16 protein-coding genes and 1 tRNA gene are annotated in these 19,256 nt (G+C 40.2%); 11 read left to right on the top strand and 6 right to left on the bottom strand.

What is annotated here, in order from left to right:
• Positions 1 to 11 precede the first annotated feature (11 nt).
• The gene (locus QE382_RS14335; protein WP_293883621.1) at positions 12 to 716 is read left to right on the top strand and encodes a LytR/AlgR family response regulator transcription factor; all 705 of its coding nucleotides are present in this window, start codon (positions 12 to 14) and stop codon (positions 714 to 716) included.
• On the opposite strand, the gene QE382_RS14330 is transcribed toward QE382_RS14335, so the two are convergent.
• Together QE382_RS14330 and QE382_RS14325 are read right to left on the bottom strand one after the other, a co-directional pair.
• Positions 709 to 3,804, bottom strand: a complete 3,096-nt coding sequence (locus QE382_RS14330; protein WP_307186500.1) for a lantibiotic dehydratase — start codon at positions 3,802 to 3,804, stop codon at positions 709 to 711. The genes QE382_RS14335 and QE382_RS14330 overlap by 8 nt on opposite strands.
• Positions 3,805 to 3,816: 12 nt before the next feature.
• Positions 3,817 to 4,185, bottom strand: coding sequence for a response regulator (locus tag QE382_RS14325; RefSeq protein ID WP_293883619.1), 369 nt, complete (start codon positions 4,183 to 4,185; stop codon positions 3,817 to 3,819).
• Between the two features lie 693 nt (positions 4,186 to 4,878).
• Between QE382_RS14325 and QE382_RS14320 the strand changes: the two genes are divergently transcribed.
• The 5 genes from QE382_RS14320 (at position 4,879) to QE382_RS14300 (ending at position 9,959) form a co-directional block, all read left to right on the top strand.
• Positions 4,879 to 5,139, top strand: coding sequence for a hypothetical protein (locus QE382_RS14320; RefSeq protein ID WP_307186499.1), 261 nt, complete (start codon positions 4,879 to 4,881; stop codon positions 5,137 to 5,139).
• Between the two features lie 149 nt (positions 5,140 to 5,288).
• A complete protein-coding gene (locus QE382_RS14315; protein WP_307186498.1) occupies positions 5,289 to 7,706 on the top strand; it encodes a heavy metal translocating P-type ATPase in 2,418 nt (805 codons plus the stop codon).
• Positions 7,707 to 7,848: 142 nt separating this feature from the next.
• On the top strand, positions 7,849 to 8,070 hold the full coding sequence (locus QE382_RS14310) for a cation transporter (protein ID WP_307186497.1): 222 nt from the start codon (positions 7,849 to 7,851) through the stop codon (positions 8,068 to 8,070).
• Between the two features lie 326 nt (positions 8,071 to 8,396).
• Complete coding sequence (locus QE382_RS14305; RefSeq protein ID WP_307186496.1) at positions 8,397 to 8,972, top strand: TlpA family protein disulfide reductase; 576 nt, start codon at positions 8,397 to 8,399, stop codon at positions 8,970 to 8,972.
• 93 nt (positions 8,973 to 9,065) lie between these two features.
• Complete coding sequence (locus tag QE382_RS14300; protein ID WP_307186495.1) at positions 9,066 to 9,959, top strand: cation diffusion facilitator family transporter; 894 nt, start codon at positions 9,066 to 9,068, stop codon at positions 9,957 to 9,959.
• A 57-nt stretch (positions 9,960 to 10,016) separates the two neighbouring features.
• Here the strand turns inward: QE382_RS14300 and QE382_RS14295 are convergent, their stop codons facing one another.
• Positions 10,017 to 11,045 (bottom strand): Gfo/Idh/MocA family protein, encoded by a 1,029-nt coding sequence (locus QE382_RS14295; RefSeq protein ID WP_307186494.1) that lies wholly within the window; start codon positions 11,043 to 11,045, stop codon positions 10,017 to 10,019.
• Positions 11,046 to 11,426: 381 nt separating this feature from the next.
• Here QE382_RS14295 and QE382_RS14290 point away from each other — a divergent pair, with 381 nt between their 5' ends.
• Positions 11,427 to 12,587 (top strand): beta-1,2-mannosidase, encoded by a 1,161-nt coding sequence (locus QE382_RS14290; RefSeq protein WP_307186493.1) that lies wholly within the window; start codon positions 11,427 to 11,429, stop codon positions 12,585 to 12,587.
• Positions 12,588 to 12,699: 112 nt separating this feature from the next.
• Here the strand turns inward: QE382_RS14290 and QE382_RS14285 are convergent.
• From QE382_RS14285 to QE382_RS14275, 3 genes are all read right to left on the bottom strand, one after another.
• Positions 12,700 to 12,773: transfer RNA gene (locus tag QE382_RS14285), tRNA-His, on the bottom strand.
• A 248-nt stretch (positions 12,774 to 13,021) separates the two neighbouring features.
• Positions 13,022 to 14,911 carry a molecular chaperone HtpG gene (gene htpG / locus QE382_RS14280; protein ID WP_307186492.1) on the bottom strand — a complete coding sequence of 630 codons (1,890 nt, stop codon included), beginning with the start codon at positions 14,909 to 14,911 and terminating at the stop codon, positions 13,022 to 13,024.
• 171 nt (positions 14,912 to 15,082) lie between these two features.
• The gene (locus QE382_RS14275) at positions 15,083 to 15,646 is read right to left on the bottom strand and encodes a YqgE/AlgH family protein (RefSeq protein ID WP_307186491.1); all 564 of its coding nucleotides are present in this window, start codon (positions 15,644 to 15,646) and stop codon (positions 15,083 to 15,085) included.
• A gap of 153 nt (positions 15,647 to 15,799) precedes the next feature.
• Here QE382_RS14275 and pdxH point away from each other — a divergent pair, with 153 nt between their 5' ends.
• The 4 genes from pdxH to QE382_RS14255 all read left to right on the top strand — a co-directional run bounded on the left by pdxH (position 15,800) and on the right by QE382_RS14255 (position 19,249).
• Positions 15,800 to 16,453, top strand: coding sequence for a pyridoxamine 5'-phosphate oxidase (gene pdxH / locus QE382_RS14270; RefSeq protein ID WP_307186490.1), 654 nt, complete (start codon positions 15,800 to 15,802; stop codon positions 16,451 to 16,453).
• A gap of 2 nt (positions 16,454 to 16,455) precedes the next feature.
• Positions 16,456 to 16,944 carry an NADH-quinone oxidoreductase subunit C gene (locus QE382_RS14265; protein WP_307186489.1) on the top strand — a complete coding sequence of 163 codons (489 nt, stop codon included), beginning with the start codon at positions 16,456 to 16,458 and terminating at the stop codon, positions 16,942 to 16,944.
• Positions 16,945 to 16,949: 5 nt separating this feature from the next.
• On the top strand, positions 16,950 to 18,146 hold the full coding sequence (locus tag QE382_RS14260) for an NADH-quinone oxidoreductase subunit D (RefSeq protein WP_370877877.1): 1,197 nt from the start codon (positions 16,950 to 16,952) through the stop codon (positions 18,144 to 18,146).
• A gap of 365 nt (positions 18,147 to 18,511) precedes the next feature.
• The gene (locus QE382_RS14255; protein ID WP_307188031.1) at positions 18,512 to 19,249 is read left to right on the top strand and encodes a polyprenol monophosphomannose synthase; all 738 of its coding nucleotides are present in this window, start codon (positions 18,512 to 18,514) and stop codon (positions 19,247 to 19,249) included.
• Positions 19,250 to 19,256: the final 7 nt, after the last annotated feature.

Below are 19,256 nucleotides of genomic sequence, written 5' to 3'. Positions count from 1 at the left end.
GCGAAGTACTTATGAATAGAATTAAAACTATCCTTATTGAAGATGAGCCAATTGCGAGAGGTCGCCTGGAGAAACTAGTTTCCAAATTGGGACTGATCGAAATTTTGGGTGTATTTGAAAATCCTTCGCAGGCCATTGATATCTTGAAAAAGCATGAGATAGACCTTATTTTGTCAGATATTGATATGCCCGAGATGGATGGGATTACTTTTCTCAAAGGACTTGTTCATCCGCCTTTTGTTGTGTTTATAACTGGCCATTATGAATATGCCGTCGATGGATTCGAACTGGATGTAATCGATTATATTTTAAAGCCACAGCTGACAGAAGAAAGGTTAATCAAGGCAATAGAGAAAGTTCAGAAGGCTATGCTGTTTTCTAGAAGGGCCGCACATGGGGAACGAAAGGCGATTAAGATAAAGGATCGGAATAAGACTATTTTTATAGACCCAACGGATGTTTTCTACCTAAAAGCTTGGGGGGATTATATACAGATCTATTCTGTAGAAGGCATGCAAACTTTATTGTCTACCATGAAAGATATGGAAGCAGAACTACCTTGGGATATGTTTGCCCGTATGCACCGATCTTATATCGTCAATATCAAGCAGATCAAGGGGGTTGAGGCAAGCAAAGTAGTTCTGAAAAATGGAACAGAACTCGGTATAGGTTTGCAATATCGGAATCAGCTTTTTGCCAAGATGGGACTTATATAAAAGTTTCCTTTATCGGGTTCATACGCTCTTTCTGTTTCCCGATCTGCATTTTATAATAGCAAACCATAAAATGATAGACCGCAAGTTCATGCAAACGTTGATCCGACATGAACAACCGGTTAATAAACATGTGGATATAGCTTGACAATAACGAGGTCCGGGTTGATCGGAATTCTTCTTGAGCTGTATGTTTCCGTAAAGTGGCGAATATGCTGTATTGGACTGCACTTAGTCTCTCGTTGGTTTCTCCCAGTTTGTCTAATGGTTTAGCGAACCAGTCTTTTCTATCTTTGAACTTATTGTTTAGATGAACCCTAAGATCTTTATTATTGTCAAATTCTTGCTGATAAAGGGTATTCATCCGTATGCAAAAATCTTTTCTTTCGATCATCGTAAAACCTGCGGCTTCGAATAGCGATTCCATATGTTGAAAAGCCAAAAGCCAGCGATCGTTTATTGAACTGCTTTGCTGCATTGTCATTAATATGATTTCGCTCTGCCGGAAGAATAACTCCTCGCTAAGTTCCATGCATAATGGAGTATATCGTTCAATCTCGCGTTTGTAAGTATCAAAGGATATTGATGAAATCTGACCCTCTTGAACAAATTGTTCCAATAGGTTATTTATAGTGGATACAACGAAAGAACAATGGTTTGGGTCGGAGAGTTCCACCCTAAATCTAATGTGGGGCGCTGGATCGTTATAACGTATGAAAAACCATTTTTTTATAGCTTTTTGCCGATTTATAGCCGCGATGAGCGAGGGGAAAAGATCCTTTAATAGGGTGTCCTCAAAATGTAATCCGCAATAAATTTTAGCGTAAAGCCACTCAGTTCCCAAGGGAAAACATCTTTTTAGGTTATTTTCTTGGGGGGCCGATTCATCTGTGAAGGTCTTATGCTGTGCTTCTATTGGAATAATGATCTCATTGGCAAAAACATTTTGGTCTTTATCGCTCGCGATAGATGAATAATCATTCAGGAGATACTCGACTAAAATCGTCTCTCTTTTACAGATATGATCCAATAGTATTTCCGCGCAAAAAGGATTGTTTAAATTTATCAGCAGTTCATTATCGCCGCTGCTGATGACAACCATTGTTGGGATATCGAGCGCTGTCTGCATATTTTTCACGAAATCGTGGGGGTCACTTGGGTATTTTGCGAGTTTTTGAATTCGCCATTGCGCTCGGGATAAGATAATATTTTTGTAGCTTATTCTCGGGAGCCTAGGCTGTTCTTTCATAATTCCCCAATTCCAGGAGAGATCCAGCCTGTTATTTTGGAATTGGAAATCTGCAAGAAATTTATAGATATTCATACCCTGCCCAAAATTATGGGCTGTCGTCAAACGGGGGATAACCATTTTATTGCATTTTTTGGACCACAACACTAAGCGATTGTTTTTGACAAACAGATATAAGTCACTCACGTCAATTTGTTCTTGTTCTTTGTCAATAGTTGCGGTCAGACAAATGGAAGCTCTTCGGAGTGCTGGTCTAGAAATGATATTTGCAGCATTGTTATCTGGATAATGGCATATCTCGGCGAGTATTGCATTGGGAAATCGCTGTTGCTCTCTGTTGGCAGATTCCTTTAATTTTTTATTCAATTTTTCATCCAGATGTGCGAATCTGGAAATTAAGTTTCCGGATGACGAACCACCAATAGTACCCAGATTGAAGCATAAGTTTTTCTCACGTGAACTTCTAAGGAGATTGCCGATGGCATAGAACGAGGAAGGAATGGCATTGGGAGTCTGTTTGCGCTGTTTAGCAATATGATCTAGATCTTCACGGGTCAGCTGAATTTCAGTGAAATGACTTTTTGCACTTTCTACAAATTTTTTAATGACCAGGTCTTGATAATGGTGGTCCTCATATTTTTTTTCTCCGGTTGCGGCTATATTTTTTACTTCCCCAAGTATTTCATCGGTAACATTGTATACACCCTCCTGACGGCCATAACCAATACCGGTATCGGGGTCCAAGGCCGTAGTCAATGGGATCATTCTATCTTCATATTTATCAGAGAATGCAGTTCTAAACCGGTCAAAATCTGCCAACTTTGCCTGAGTGCAAAGTGGTAGTAACTCCTGAAATTGATCTCTGAGGTGATTTAATGCAGTATTGGGTAATTTGTTGTCTTCCATTTCAATAAGGAGGTCTCCCTGTAACAAATGGGTCCTGTCGAGGTCTGGAATGATAGGCTGCAATAATTTTACAATGTCATTCTCTATGTTAACTGCAGATTGAGAACTATGCAGTAGTGTTTGTATCGTTGATAAAGCATTTAAATAATATTTCTCCTTATCCACTCTTTCAAGAGTCTTGATCAAACTGTACAGATAACCTCGACCAATTACATTGGGCTGTAATTCGGAGGATATAATCCCGAGACTGATGAGGTTATTGACAAATAGGGTAGCATGCGCTGTTGAAGCCCCAAAACGCTGCAGCAAATCGGTCAATGATTGATAGTGGGCAGTTCGCTCATTGCTTTCGAAATAATCGACGACACGATGCAAAACAGGGGTAAGCCTAATGCGTTTCAGTATATTCTGTCCTTTTTTCCCATTGGTTACTTTTTGATAGTATTTGTAATATTTGCCATCTACGTATAGGGTTGGATTAATGCGATAATAGAGTTGACTATAAATTCGTTTGTCTTTGGATACCTGTGCAATAATCCCTGTCAGAATGGATGCATGCAGTTTCAATACAGTTTTATGGATATTACCCCTGATTAATGACACTTTTTTTTCGGAGGCGATAACGTTCCCCAAAGATACACCTGCGAATAAACCGAAAGGCGTACTCCTTGTGCTCATCCGAATCGCATATTTGAGTAGCGAAGTAATTGTTTTTGGGTTGCTCTCTTTTTTGTATTCAATCCATTTTTCGACTTCAACCGAGAAGGTCGGACTTGCTAAAAATAGTGCTTCTTTTAATCGCTCACCTTGAAACAGATGACGAAGTTTCTCTTCCATAACATCTGCCTCTTTTATCCTTAACAGATCAACGGCAACTGTCGTGGGAAGTAATGGTGTGCGCAGCAGAAAATAATCGGATAACTGGAATAATGACATGGATAGATGGGACTAGTATTTCATGACCTGTTTTATACAGGACTGAAACATTTCGGGCGAAATTGGTTTTTGCAGTGCAAAATGCTTCCTATTTTTGATAAATTCGGGATATTGCCAACGTGACAAAGCGGAGGTAATAATTAGGATAGGAATATCGACGATCAATTCGGCAAGCGTATTGATATTACCGCCGCTAACAATGAGATCTAAGAATAGGATGTCTGCAGATTTTAGATCTTGCCTAAATAATGCTAGGTTTTCAATGTCTTCGACCATTCTTATCAATTGAAGATCTGGAAACATGTGGATGTATTCAACCATTTTTTTTGTTGCCAGTGGTTCATCCTCTATGAGAAAACATTTGAGTTGGGGTGAAGTCATGTATTTGGTTAGTTTTTTTTATATGGGGGGCGCAAAGACGATTGCTATAAAGGCGCCTACCAGAACGCCTTTACAGCTTTATCCTCTTTTATATTACTTTTGAAGATGTAACCGTCCTAATTGTTATCAGTTCCATATCATCAAAATCAAAAAATGAGATCGGTTCGACCACGCAGACAGTTTGTACATCCAGTACAAAATCTTCCGCTAAAAAATTTTCAATGTTTTCCATAGGTAATACGTTTAAATTGTAAACAAATGTGCTTTCTACGGAAGAGAACGACGAAAAATATCGACGGAATGGGAAATGAAGCCGACGAACTAAAGAATCCATTCGACGAAAAAATAGCGTCTGTTGCTATTTCTGTTTAAGTTTATATTGATGTTAAACCTTTTCGATGTAACCGGTCAGAAGATGATTGGCGTGAATGAAGGGCAACTGTACGCTGTTATCATATTCGACGAAATCGCATTTGAGTACGATGAAATAGCGGTAGCTTAATTGTAGAATTCTGTTGGGGTGTTTATCTTAGACCTATCTATTTTAGCTTCGGAAAACCATTTCTTTAGCGATTAAAATCTTGTGGCATCACTAGATAAGCTAAATAAAAGTCTTAAGGTAATTCCTTAAACGATAAAAGCGTCTACCAAATGAATAGGTGAGTAGTGTGAGCGATCGAAACAAATGAGAATATGAATTTATCTAATGAAATGCACTGTTTTTTGAAAAGAGAAGGTTTACGGTTATTTAGAAAAAAAGTAAGCTGGCAAACCTCCGCGAAATATCAGATCTATGGGGACGGGAAAACAAAAATCGGTGTCGCATTTGACCGGATTCAAAATTTTATGGATAAAGAAACCAATGCATCCATGGGGAATAACGTGGAAACGATTAAATTCGAACAACGTGGTGATTATATCATTTACGGTTTTGTTGAAGAAGTGGACATGTAAAGAAGAGTTTCAACGAGATTAATTTTTTCCGTTGAATTTAACCTTTCCTATTTTATATGGAGTAAATCTTACAAATCAATCCCTTAATTATGTAATGATTTGCATCTTTTTTGTGGCCAAATTTGTTGTACAAAATCAAACAATCCGTTATGGCGACAGATATTTATAAAGATACAGTTTATATACCTTTGGAAGATGTTGAAAGCGAACATTGTGCATCAATTGTCGAAAAAGGACTAGCCCGGGTTAAAGGCCTAGCGAGCTACCGGGTGGAATTGAATAATCACAGAGCTGCTATCGTACCGAAGGATAGTGAAGCCGTCATTAGCAGTGTAAAGGCGATCAAAGACCTTGGCTATGGTGTTTGTACATTGACCAAAACATTTCCAGTTCTTGGGATGACTTGTGCCTCCTGTGCCAGTAGCGCCGAAAGTATGGCGAAATATGAACAGGGGGTTGTTAATGCAGCTGTAAATTTTGCAACAGGAAATCTCACTGTTGAATATATTTCCGGTGTGACAGATCCTTTAAAAATCCAAAAGGCGGTCCAAGCTGGTGGCTACGATCTGTTAATCGAAGAAGAATCCACACAGCAGGAAACTTTGGAGGCTATTCACGCAGAGAAATTCCGTAAGCTAAAGATCAAAACTCGTTGGGCAGTGTTGCTATCACTTCCCGTAGTGATCATTGGTATGTTTTTTATGAATATGCCTTACGCTAATCCTATCATGTGGCTATTTTCCACGCCAGTGGTTCTTTGGCTAGGTAAGGATTTTTTTGTCAATGCGTGGAAGCAGGCAAAACACCGTTCCGCCAACATGGACACACTCGTTGCATTAAGTACAGGAATAGCCTATATTTTCAGTGTATTCAACATGCTTTTTGCTGACTTTTGGCATCAACGCGGATTACATGCACATGTATATTTTGAGGCCGCTTCAGTTGTCATTGCTTTTATTTTATTGGGCAAATTACTGGAAGAAAAGGCAAAAGGCAATACCTCATCGGCTATTAAAAAGCTAATGGGACTACAGCCTAAGACGGTTATGGTAATTCTAGCGGATGGAACTGAGCGTCAGGTTCCTATAGAAAGCGTTAATACGGGCGATATTATTCTGGTGAAACCGGGGGACAAGATCGCTGTCGATGGCATTGTTATCCGTGGAAATTCCTATGTCGATGAAAGTATGTTAAGCGGGGAGCCGGTGCCTATTTTAAAAGTGGAAAATGAGCACGTGTTCGCGGGGACCATCAATCAGAAAGGTAGCTTTCAGTTCAGAGCGACAAAAGTGGGTAAAGAAACCATGCTGGCAAATATTATTAAAATGGTACAGGATGCACAGGGAAGTAAGGCTCCGGTACAGAAGCTGGTTGATCGAATTGCTGCTGTATTCGTTCCTGTTGTCATTGGGATTGCTATTTTAACTTTTCTATTGTGGTTTACATTGGGTGGAGAAAATCATCTGGCGCAAGGATTATTGGCTACAGTAACGGTTTTAGTGATCGCCTGTCCGTGTGCACTGGGTTTAGCAACGCCTACAGCCATCATGGTTGGAGTGGGTAAGGGAGCCGAGCAGGGCGTTTTAATTAAGGATGCGGAAAGTCTAGAGCTGGCCAAAAAGGTGAATGCAGTTGTTTTGGATAAAACAGGAACCATTACAGCGGGAAAACCAGTGGTTACTGATGTGTATTGGAAGGATAATACGGATGATTTAAAGGGCATCTTGTTGAGCTTGGAGAAACAGTCGGAACATCCTTTGGCAGAAGCTGTTGTAGCTTATTTCAATAATGTAAAAGCAACACCAATATCTTTTATCGAAAGTATCACGGGTAAAGGTATCAAGGGCAGTGAAGGAATCGAAACGTATTATGTGGGGAACCGAAGGTTGTTGGAGGAAAACAGGATTACAATTTCGACGGAATTGATGGAACATGCCACGCAATGGGAAAATCAATCTAAAACAGTGATCTGGTTTGCCGATAGTCAGACTGCTTTAGCGGTCATTGCCATTGCAGATCGAATCAAGGAAACTTCTGTACGTGCCATCAAGGAGCTGCAAGCAATGGGAATTGAACTATACATGCTGACTGGTGACAACGAGGCTACGGCTAGGGCTATCGCTTCAGAAACAGGTCTTCAGCATTACAAAGCGGAGGTATTACCAGAGCACAAAGCCGATTTTGTTAAAAAATTGCAGCAGAAGGGGAAGGTGGTGGCTATGGTAGGGGACGGTATCAATGACAGCACAGCCTTAGCAACAGCCGATGTCAGTATTGCCATGGGAAAAGGAAGCGATATCGCAATGGACGTAGCCAAAATGACCATTATTTCTTCTGATCTAGCGAAAATACCACAGGCAATCCGACTTTCGAAACAAACGGTCGCAACGATCAAGCAAAACTTGTTTTGGGCGTTTATTTACAATTTGGTTGGCATTCCGCTCGCTGCAGGTATTCTGTATCCATTCAACGGTTTTCTTTTAAACCCGATGATAGCTGGCGCAGCAATGGCATTGAGCAGTGTAAGTGTCGTCAGTAATAGCTTGCGGCTTCGCTGGAAAAAATAGCTAATTATGGCTGAGCGGTAGGCGTTGTTTTAAACGGTAAATATTGTAAAAAAAAACAGAAAAACTGTAAGTACAACCCGTTATATTATAGGGATATTTGTATAAATAATGAAATAGATTGATCATATTAAAATCAAATAACATGGAAAGCAAAGAACTTCAATTTAAAACCAACCTTAACTGTGGAGGCTGTGTGTCCAAAGTAAGTGCTGATCTGGATAATATGGACGGTATCCTTGAGTGGAGCGTTGACACTGCGAATGCAGACAAGATATTGACTGTAAAATGTGAAGGTGTTTCGGAAGAAGAAGTTGTTGAAATTATTAAAAGAAAGGGCTTCGATGCAGTGGCCTGCTCCGCTTAATTGTTCAATAACGCCATAGAGACATCCGGATTGAATTTCACCCTAAAGTTATATCAACTTTAGGGTGAATTTTGGTTATCATTTCTGTGATGTTAAACAATCATTATGTTTGTTGATTAACCCTGTGGAAGTTGCTGATTAGTTTTGAGATTTTATTGTTGAGTACTAGCTTTGTTTTCAGTAGTTTATATTGCATGCGGGTAGCCGCCACTTGTGGTCACGGATAATTAAGATTAAATTAGCTCATGCTTTGAAAATTTTCCCCCCGAGGACGGTAGGGTTGACGCTTAGCGAGGTACAATTTATATTGTAAATAAAATAATCTAATGAAACAAAAAACAATGCGTATTAAGTTGAATAGCAGATCTATTTTTTTTGGCTTTGCTGCGTTATCTGCAAGTTTATTTTTTAGCTGTGGAAATACAGGAACCAAAAATGAGGTCAAGACCGAAAAGGTGGAGGAACCTGCTGAAGCTACTGCACCCACGGCACAGGAGTTATCTTTTAGAGATAAAGAGGGTAAGGTGCTTCAATTAAGCACTTTAAAAGGTAAGGTCGTGTTTATCAATTTCTGGGCGACCTGGTGTCCTCCTTGTATTCATGAACTCCCTTCTATTGACCAGCTTAAGCAATCCCTTAAAGATAATAACGATATCGTTTTTCTCCTGGTAGATGTTGATGGCGACATGGAGAAGTCTTCAGCGTTCATGGCAGAAAATAAGTATGACCTACCTCTTTATATAGCAGAGGGTGATATTCCTGCTGAATTCTTGGGGCAGTCCATACCAACAACGGTTATCTTGGATAAAGCGGGTAAGATCGTGGAGCGTCTGGAAGGAAGCCGTGACTATGGTGCCCCTGAGATAAAAAAAGCATTGGAGGATATCGCGAGCGGTAGCTAAAGCTCGAAGGTTGTGATCACTATTTTCTATAGCTGGAGAGTAGAATTTGAAAAGAAAAACAGTAATTTCGCGGTGTCAAGTTAATTTATAGCGATGTCCGAACTTCAAGAGCAGACTGCAGTCAGAACGACTTATTTTAGTATTGTGGGTAATGCATTACTGGCCTTATTAAAATGGCTAGCGGGTTTCTTCGGAAACTCCTATGCGCTGATTGCGGATGCAATTGAGTCAACAGCGGACATTTTCTCCTCATTTCTCGTCCTTCTGGGTTTAAAATATGCGCAACGACCTGCTGACGACAATCACCCGTATGGTCATGGTCGGGTAGAACCCCTTATTACATTTATTGTCGTCGGTTTTCTTATTGTTTCGGCAACTATAATCGCTTATGAAAGTATTGAGAATATAGGAACGCCACATGACTTGCCAAAACCTTGGACCTTAATCGTTCTCGGCGGCATCATTGTATGGAAAGAAATTTCTTACAGGATCGTTATGAAGAAAAGTAAAGAAACAAATAGTTCATCATTGCGTGCAGACGCTTGGCACCATCGAAGCGATGCGATAACGTCAGTTGCGGCTTTTATTGGGATATCTATTGCATTGTTGCTCGGAAAGGGATATGAAAATGCGGATGATTACGCGGCATTATTTGCCGCTGGATTTATACTTTATAACTGTTACCATATTTTCAGACCGGCGCTTGGCGAGATCATGGATGAAAATGTATACGATGAGGTCATTGACAATATCCGGCAAGAAGCATTAAAAGTAGATGGGATAAAGGCCACGGAAAAATGTTTTGTCCGCAAATCGGGGGCTAAATATCACGTCGATCTGCACGCTATTGTCGATAGTGAAATTACGGTAAGAGAAGGGCATGAGCTGGCGCATAAACTCAAAGACCATTTGGTTGCGCATATTCCTGATCTTGGTCATGTGATGATCCATATTGAACCGAACGAATGCCTTTGGGAATCAAATTAAAAATGGCAGCACCTATTATTTTTCTTGAACCGTGCTGCCATTTGATTGTTTAAAAACTTAGGTGTTTTCAGCTTCAAGCAATTGAATCTGCCATTTAATCTGATCCGCTTTAATAGGGTAATCGATATTATTTCTTAAGCTTTCATAAATGGCTTCAAACAGCTGATTGTAATCTCCTGTATGTGGCGTTACTAAAGACTCATGTTTTTGATTTGATACGTCTATCGTAACAAGTTTTCCCTCGAGGCCGGCTGGCTCAAGGCCATAAGATGGATCGTCGGGCAGCATACCATCTAGCAATTGCTGTTCTTGCACATCCGTCATATTCTTGATAAAACTCCCTTTTGTACCATGTAAGACAAAGGCGGGCTGCGGAGAGGCGACAAGTAAACTGCCTGTTAAATACACGTTCAGTCCAGCTGGATAATAAAGATGATAGTGAAAATAATCTGCAACTTTAGAATCGGGTCTGTTGATGGATGTTGTCTTGGTAAATTTAACCGGTTTTCCAAAAAGTGAGATTGCCTGATCAATAAGGTGCGGGCCTAGGTCATAAGTGATACCGTTGGAAATATACTGCGTATCTTCCTTAAAGTATTTTTGTCCCAATTCCATTTTATAGCGATCAAATCTGAAATGCACTTCAATCAGCTTTCCTAATTCTCCACTTTCTATTACTTTCTTAAGATCTAAAAAATGACTATCATAGCGTCTATTTTGATAGAAAAATAAGTGTTTACCTTGTTTTTTGCTGATGGCAAGAAGCGTGTCGAATTGTGTAGTGTCATCCACCGCAGGCTTTTCTATCAATACATGTTTTCCTGCCTCTAGCGCCTCTTTGGCATATTGGAAATGGGTATAATTTGGTGTGTTCACAATGACCAGTTCTATAGTTTCGTCAGCTAGTAAGTCCGCAATAGTATCGTAACTTATGATTCCGGGATAGAATTGATGCGCGTTCTTTTTCGAGCGTTCCACAACAGCACTGAGATTAAAATGTGGATTTGTATATATAAATGGTGCGTGAAAGACACGTCCAGACATGCCAAAACTAAGTATTCCTGTGTTAATTTGAGTATATTTCATTGTGTTTAAACTAAGGCAGATTACGCCAGTTATTAATTCATTTATAGACAGCTCAAGTGCTTTTTTTATTATCTCGCCCACACCGACTTTTTATTTCTAACGTATTTTAGGTAGCCGATTACGCCATTCTTTTGTCGTAAGTTGATAAACCGGAGAGCGCTGAAGAAAAACGGATGTGCTAAAATACCTGTAATGAATAGTGGCATTCCTGTTTTGAGATCATGGTATAAATATATACTTTTATACTATGTATTGCAATATCCAGCTTTCTATTTCTTTAAAGATTAACAGGCTATTGCAAACAGAATGAGACCAATTATAATTTCCGCTTTTACAGGTTATTGGTAAAAGTAATACAAAGTTTAAAAAATCAATGAAATTATGAATACTATCGTAAAATTTGCAGGCGTTGTTTTGGTGGTCGTTTTAAGCGGCTGTAACGTACATCGTGATGCCCAATTTAGAAAAGGACATTGGGTATTTGGGGGCTTTGAGCGGCCCAAAGGAGTAAATCCAATTATTGAGCCTGATACAAGTTCGGTATTTTATGATCCAATGCTGAGAAAGGAAATTCGATGGGAGGATAACGATACCTTCAATCCTGCAGCGGTTGTTAAGGGAGATAGTGTATATGTCATTTATCGCGCGGAGGATCGGACAGGAAAGGCGATTGGCCACCGTACCTCCAGGCTGGGACTCGCTGCCAGTGCGGATGGCATTCATTTCGAACGACTCAAAACACCGGTATTCTACCCAGCTCCTGATGACCAACAGGATAACGAATGGCCTGGCGGGACGGAGGATCCTCGGATAGCGCAAACAGAGGATGGGCGTTTTGTCATGTTTTACACCCAGTGGAACCGAAAGGTACCTCGGCTCGGTGTAGCAATATCCACTGACCTGAAACACTGGGTGAAGTATGGCCCCATTTTTAAACAATCGAAAAATAATCCCAATTTAATCAATGAACCGCATAAATCGGCTTCAATTGTGACCGTATTGAAAGGCAATAAGCAGGTGATTTCAAAAATCAACGGAAAATATTGGTTGTACTGGGGGGAATACGGTGTGTATGGTGCCACATCCGATAATCTGATTGACTGGGAACCCATAATGGACCATAGAGGTGCGATGAAAGCCTTCATCTCGCCCAGGCATGGCTATTTCGATAGCGCATTGACTGAATGCGGTCCTCCGGCAGTTTTGACTGATAAAGGAATTTTGTTGTTATACAATGGTAAGAATCATGCTGAGAAAGGAGATATGCGTTTTGCTAAAAAGAGCTATTCCGCAGGTCAGGTTCTATTTGATCCGCGAGATCCGACAAGCGTATTAGCTCGAATGGATGTTCCTTTTTTACGCCCCATGGAACCTTTCGAAAAAAGTGGTCAATATATCGACGGGACGGTTTTTATTGAAGGGTTAGTGTTTTTTAAACAAAAATGGTTTTTATATTACGGCTGTGCAGACTCTAAAGTTGCTGTGGCTATTTATGATCCGCGACATCCGGGGCTAATGGATCCTGTACCTGGATTGAAATAGAGAAGGATGTGTCTTTGAAGTTTGTTCGGATATTGGGTAGCTGGTCAAGGAGCATATGTTTTGCAGAAACCTGTAAAATTAAAAAAGGCAGATCATTTGATCTGCCTTTTTGGGTAAGTAATCGGGCTCGAACCGACGACCCCTAGAACCACAATCTAGTGCTCTAACCAACTGAGCTATACCTACCGTGATTTTGATGATACAAAAGTACGATTAAACCCTATTCCCTCCAAATATTTGACTAAAAAAAAACAGCGTTTAAAGCCAACTAGGTGAAGATTAGTTTATTAAATTTTGATAAAAAACGTCGAAATGCGTGCATAGCGGTGCGGATAAGCATTTCGCTACGCCCAAAGCTACATTTTACTTCCAATTTTTATTAAAAAAGGCGGTTCTTATGAAAGAAACCGCCTTTTTTTGTAAAAGGAATGCCCTTATATCATTTCTACACTTCTCTTTACAAAAGATGTTAGATCGGCCCCAGACAATAAACCTCTGGATAAAAGTGCTAAATCAAAAGCCTGTTTTGCTAGTTTTGAGCCCTCTTCGTCCGATGCTGATAAAATTCTTTTGATCAATGGATGGTTACCGTTGACAGTTACCTTATAATTGTCGGGCAATGAACCATAGAAATTCATACCACCACCTGTCTTAGCCATCTCTTTCATCCGGCGCATAAATTCATCAATTGTTACCGATACAGGCAGATCACCCTCATTTAACGCATCAACTTCAACTTTCATATCTTGGCGTGAAATTGCTTTTTCGAAAACTTCCAGCGCTTTTTTAGATTCTTCTTCCGAAAGAGCCAGGTCGACCTTTTCATCTTTCTGAATCAATTTATCGATAACGTCAGCATCTACACGTTTCAGTTGCACCTTTTCGCCACCCTTTTCCTCCATATAAGCCGCAAAGTGCGTATCTAGTGGACCATCGAGTGTCAGTACATCATAACCTTTGTTTAATGCAGTTTGGATAAATCCATCTTGTTGGGCAGCATCATGCGTATATAAGTAGATAATGTTTCCATCTTTATCTACCTGGATATCTTTGACTTTCTCATAATATTCTTTGATGGTAGAACTTTCGTTTTTCGTATTTTTTACCAGACAGAAGTCATTTGCTTTTTCAGCAAATTTCTCATCGCTTAGCATACCATACTTGATAAATAAGCCGATATCCGTCCATTTCTCCTCAAAGCCTTTGCGGTCAGTCTTAAATATTTCGTTCAATTTGTCAGCCACCTTTTTGGTGATATAACTATTGATTTTCTTAACGTTGCTGTCCGCCTGCAAAAATGAACGGGAAACGTTCAACGGAATGTCTGGAGAATCGATTACACCGTGAAGTAACATCAAAAACTCTGGAACAATATCTTTCACTTCGTCGGTAATGAACACTTGTCTCGAGTACAGTTTGATTTTATTACGCTGGATCTCCAGTTCATTTTTAACTTTAGGAAAGTAAAGGATACCGGTCAGGTTGAATGGATAATCTACGTTGAGGTGAATCCAAAACAAAGGCTCATCCATGGAGTAAGGATATAACTCGCGATAGAATGCCAAATAATCTTCATCTTTTAATTCAGACGGTGACTTTGTCCATGCTGGATTAGTATTATTGATAATATTGTCTACCGCAACAGATTTGTATTTTGGTTTTCCTTCTTCGTCTTCACCATCCGGCTCAGAATTTGTTTTTGTACCAAAACGGATTGGAACGGGAAGGAATTTAGCATACTTATCTAAAATCGTCTGTAAACGTGCCTGGCTTAAAAATTCAGTGGATTCTTCGTTAATATGTAGAATGACATCAGTACCACGAGTGGTTCTTGTGCCTGTAGAGATTTCGTAAGATGTACTACCATCGCAAGTCCAATGGGCTGGTTCTGCTCCATCCTGATAGGATAAGGATTCGATTTCCACCGTATCGGCCACCATAAATGCGGAATAGAAGCCCAAACCAAAACGGCCAATGATTTCGTTTGCATCATTTGCTTCTTTAAATTTTTCCATAAACTCTGTCGCTCCGGAGAAAGCGATCTGGTTGATGTATTTTTTTATTTCCTCTGCTGTCATACCAATACCATTGTCGGAAATAGTGATGGTTTTGGCAGCTTCATCAAATTTTACGTCTACAATCAATTCACCTGTTTCACCTTGATATTGACCTAAAGAAGCCAGGCGTTTGATTTTTTGAGAAGCATCAACGGCATTAGATACCAGTTCACGCAAGAAAATTTCATTATCGGAATATAAGAACTTTTTGATTACGGGAAATATGTTCTCCGTGTGAATTGAAATACTACCTTTTTCTGGATTCATAATTTGTATGTCGCTATTTTTTAATTTTATGATTTGTTTACAACATACAATCTATGTTCCAAATCGCTCCTATAAGACATGATGGCAGGAAACGTCCTATTTTGTCATAAGTCCATGTGTTGCGTTGAATGTATCTTAAAGTAGACTGTCAGCAAGCAAAAGCCCTTTAGCCTAATTCAGGCTAGGGCTCTGTGGAAAGTTGGCAACATGTGCATATTTGGGTCCAAGTCCAATAATGGCATCCTTCCACAGCAATTCACCGTTACCTTCAAAAATAAGCTGATGGTGGTATTTGTTCTGTACAGCCCAGCTATTTTCTTTAATTTCAGCGTCAAGTTGACCTGCAGACCATCCGGAATAGCCAATAAAGAATTTTAATTCGTCAGCTTTAATGCTATCCGTCTGGATGGCTTCGATAAGCTTCTCTTCATCGCCCCCGAAATAGATTCCAGGAGCAACTTCTTCGCCACTCAGCAACAAATCAAAACGGTTATGTACAAAAAAGAGACTTTCCTGAGCCACGGGGCCACCCATGTAGATGGGGAAATTGCAATCCGGTATAGATTCCAATAATTGGCCTATGCGCACATTGGTTTGATTATTTAAAACAAACCCGAGAGATCCTTCCGTATTATGTTCACATAGCAATATCACGGATCTGAGGAATCTTGGGTCTAACATAAACGGTTCGGAAATTAACAGACTTCCTTTTTGTGGGTCAAGTTCGGTAAACATATAGCGCGTATTTTAATGAGTTGTTGATCTAATCTTTTTTAATAAGAACTATGCGAGATTTGTGCCAAAATTGGGATTTTGTCAATTTCTACTAACTTTATAGAGAAAAAGCAATGATTTTAGTAAGTTTGTAGGACATAAATATAGGTTTCTATGTCCATTCAACACAAAGATATTGCAGCAATCAGACAGGATTACGTATTAGGTAGCCTATCTGAATCGGATGTGGATCGTGATCCAGTCCACCAGTTTAAAAAATGGTTTGATGCGGCTATTCACAGCGAGGTGAACGAACCCAATGCGATGGTGCTTTCAACCGTATCTTCCCATCATTTGCCATCCTCACGAGTTGTGCTATTGAAGGATATAGTAGCAGAAGGTTTAGTCTTTTTTACAAATTATGAGAGTCGTAAAGGGGAGGACATGAAAGCTAATCCGCATGCTGCATTATTGTTTTTCTGGCCTGAATTGCAGCGGCAGGTCCGGATCGAAGGTGTTATTGATTTTGTAAGTGAGGCCGATTCGGATGAATATTTTCAATCACGGCCTAAAGGGAGCCGTATCGGGGCACTGGCTTCCCCACAGAGCCACGAAATTCCCGACCGCAGTTTCTTGGAAAATAGGGTGGAACAACTCGAACACCAATATACTGGAAGCGACGCTATACCTAGACCTTCACATTGGGGCGGCTATCTACTGAAACCGATTTATTTCGAGTTCTGGCAGGGACGTGCAAGCCGGCTGCATGATCGTATCGTTTATAAAAAAGTGTCTGATTCCTGGAAGATTACGCGTATAGCTCCGTAAATATGACATTTGACGAAATTAAATCGATGTTGGTTTCCAGATTTGGAACTCAAGTTATTCTTAAAGAAGATCGCAATGGGCTGCAGCCTGCATTATTTATTGATAAGGAAGATATCGTAGCCGTCTGTTTATTCCTGCGGGATACGGAGGGTTTGTATTTTGATTTTTTGAGCAATCTTACTGCGGTGGACTATCAAACGCATTTTACTGTTGTGTACCATCTCAATTCATTGCCTTATCAACACGGTTTGGTCTTAAAAGTTGAGCTGTCTGGTCATCGTTCACTGGACGAATTACCTGAGATTCCTTCGCTTACTTCGGTATGGCGTACGGCAGATTGGCATGAGCGCGAAGCATTTGACCTAATGGGGATTTATTTTGAGGGACATCCGGACCTTAGAAGGATTCTGCTTCCCGACGATTGGGAAGGGCATCCTCTGCGCAAGGATTATCAAGAGGCAGAAACATATCATGGCATCCATATTAATTGATCGAAATGGCGAATCCAAAATATAAAGAGGCGTTAGTGCGGTATGAAAAACACCTTACAACGATATCCAGTGAGGAAATGGTGTTAAATATGGGGCCTCAGCATCCATCAACGCATGGCGTGCTCCGGCTTCAGCTGATTACCGACGGAGAGATTGTGAAAGAGGTTGTTCCACATTTGGGTTATCTGCACCGCTGTTTTGACAAACATGCCGAGTCGTTAAATTATGCAAAAACAATTCCTTTTACTGATCGCCTGGATTACCTCGCCTCGATGAACAATAGCCATGCTTTCGTGATGGGTGTCGAACGCATGCTTGGTCTTGATCGTAAAATACCTAAAAGGATAGAGTATATCCGGGTGCTGGTATGTGAACTCAACCGAATTGCGTCGCACCTGATTGCTATTGGAACATATGGTATTGATATTGGTGCAACAACTCCGTTCCTTTGGTGTTTCCGTGACCGTGAACATATTATGAATATGCTCGAGTGGGCTTCTGGCTCCAGGATGTTGTACAACTATATCTGGGTAGGCGGTTTGTTTTACGATTTGCCTGTCGGCTTTGAAGAGCGCTGTGCAGAATTTGTTACCTACTTCAAACCTAAACTGGTCGAACTGGATGAGATATTGACTCAGAATCAAATATTTATCTCGCGTACGGCTAAAATAGGGGTACTTCCTGCTGACGTTGCAATAAATTATGGTGTATCGGGACCTATGCTGCGGGCTTCAGGAATAAAATGGGATTTGCGACGCATAGATGGCTATTCGGTTTACCCCGAAATTGATTTTGAGATACCTGTCGGGAAAGGTGAAATGGGCGCAATCGGCGATTGTTGGGACCGGTATAAAGTTAGGGTAGACGAAGTCAAGGAATCCGTTCGCATTGTTGAGCAATGTCTTGAACGTTTACAGAAAGACTTTAAACGTACAGCTGAATTTGATCCGCGAGCTCTGGTTCCGAAGAAAGTAAATTTGAAAGCGCAGGATTATTATGTCCGTGCTGAAAATCCGAAAGGAGAATTGGGTTTTTACTTTGTCACAAAAGATAAATCAGATATTCCATTGCGTGTAAAGTCGCGGGGGCCGAGTTTCAATAACCTATCGGTGATTTCGGAACTCGGAAAAGGCGTGCTGATTGCTGATTTGATTGCGATCTTGGGGTCTATTGATATTGTTTTGGGTGAGGTAGATCGTTAAATTGCGGTAGTATGCGTGTTTTATTAACGATTTAGCACATTTAAAATATACATTGTATTGAAAATGTTGCATGAAAACGCAAATAAATTTGTAATTGAGAGCAATTTTAATCATATTTGCAGTCTCATAATTTAAGTTTATAATTGGTTAATGAAAGCTCGTTACTCCCAAAGTAACGGGCTTTTCTTTTTATGGCGAGCAACCTACTAGATGTCGTTTATTTATGATGCCTGTGTGTTGGTTTGAGCTTGAAGGGTTTACTGCTTTTTCATCGGAGCAATGTTGATTATCCTGTATATTTCATCGAATTCCTGCACTAGAATTTAACGCAAATGATTACCTTTACTGGTCTTAAATATAATAAAGTGACGGATAGTTTAGTTATCATTCCAACATATAATGAAAAGGAAAATATTGAAAAAATCATTCGCAAAGTTTTTTCCTTATCACATGCATTTGATATTTTAATTGTTGACGATGGTTCCCCGGATGGAACGGCGACCATCATCAAGAATTTACAGCTTAATGAATTTGACGGCCGTTTGTTTATTGAAGAGCGGATCGGGAAGCTGGGGTTGGGAACGGCATATATCCATGGATTTAAATGGGCGCTATCGCGCGAACATTACCACTATATTTTTGAAATGGATGCAGATTTCAGTCACAATCCGGAGGATCTGCTTCGCTTACGGCAGGCTTGTGTGGATGGTGCTGATATGAGTATAGGTTCGCGCTATATCAAGGGCGTGAATGTAGTCAATTGGCCGATGAGCCGGGTGCTGATGTCGTATTTCGCTTCGGTATATGTTCGCTTTATAACGGGGATAAATATCCAGGATGCTACCGCGGGGTTTGTGTGTTTTACTAGAGATGTCCTCCGTGCAATCCCACTCGAAAAGATTAAGTTTGTGGGTTATGCCTTTCAGATTGAAATGAAATTCACCGCCATAAAATATGGCTTTAAAGTGGTTGAAGTACCCATTATATTTACAGATCGGACCGAAGGTACATCAAAGATGAGCACCAGTATCTTTAAGGAAGCTTTTTTCGGAGTTATCCAATTAAAATTAGGTAGTATCGGGAAACGCTATAAGAGAAATTAAAAATATT

It is taken from the genome of Sphingobacterium zeae (assembly GCF_030818895.1).
GTDB classification, from domain to species: Bacteria; Bacteroidota; Bacteroidia; order Sphingobacteriales; family Sphingobacteriaceae; genus Sphingobacterium; species Sphingobacterium zeae.
Note: the sequence above shows the minus strand (reverse complement) of the source record. Positions and strands in the feature narration are given on the sequence as shown.

Coding starts and splice junctions, on each gene's coding strand:
- QE382_RS14290 (WP_307186493.1), top strand. CDS start 11,427: ATGAATACTATCGTAAAATTTGCAGGCGTTGTTTTGGTGGTCGTTTTA.
- QE382_RS14265 (WP_307186489.1), top strand. CDS start 16,456: ATGACATTTGACGAAATTAAATCGATGTTGGTTTCCAGATTTGGAACT.
- QE382_RS14305 (WP_307186496.1), top strand. CDS start 8,397: ATGAAACAAAAAACAATGCGTATTAAGTTGAATAGCAGATCTATTTTT.
- QE382_RS14320 (WP_307186499.1), top strand. CDS start 4,879: ATGAATTTATCTAATGAAATGCACTGTTTTTTGAAAAGAGAAGGTTTA.
- pdxH (WP_307186490.1), top strand. CDS start 15,800: ATGTCCATTCAACACAAAGATATTGCAGCAATCAGACAGGATTACGTA.
- QE382_RS14310 (WP_307186497.1), top strand. CDS start 7,849: ATGGAAAGCAAAGAACTTCAATTTAAAACCAACCTTAACTGTGGAGGC.
- QE382_RS14260 (WP_370877877.1), top strand. CDS start 16,950: ATGGCGAATCCAAAATATAAAGAGGCGTTAGTGCGGTATGAAAAACAC.
- QE382_RS14315 (WP_307186498.1), top strand. CDS start 5,289: ATGGCGACAGATATTTATAAAGATACAGTTTATATACCTTTGGAAGAT.
- QE382_RS14275 (WP_307186491.1), bottom strand. CDS start 15,646: ATGTTTACCGAACTTGACCCACAAAAAGGAAGTCTGTTAATTTCCGAA.
- QE382_RS14295 (WP_307186494.1), bottom strand. CDS start 11,045: ATGAAATATACTCAAATTAACACAGGAATACTTAGTTTTGGCATGTCT.
- QE382_RS14300 (WP_307186495.1), top strand. CDS start 9,066: ATGTCCGAACTTCAAGAGCAGACTGCAGTCAGAACGACTTATTTTAGT.
- QE382_RS14330 (WP_307186500.1), bottom strand. CDS start 3,804: ATGTCATTATTCCAGTTATCCGATTATTTTCTGCTGCGCACACCATTA.
- htpG (WP_307186492.1), bottom strand. CDS start 14,911: ATGAATCCAGAAAAAGGTAGTATTTCAATTCACACGGAGAACATATTT.
- QE382_RS14325 (WP_293883619.1), bottom strand. CDS start 4,185: ATGACTTCACCCCAACTCAAATGTTTTCTCATAGAGGATGAACCACTG.
- QE382_RS14335 (WP_293883621.1), top strand. CDS start 12: ATGAATAGAATTAAAACTATCCTTATTGAAGATGAGCCAATTGCGAGA.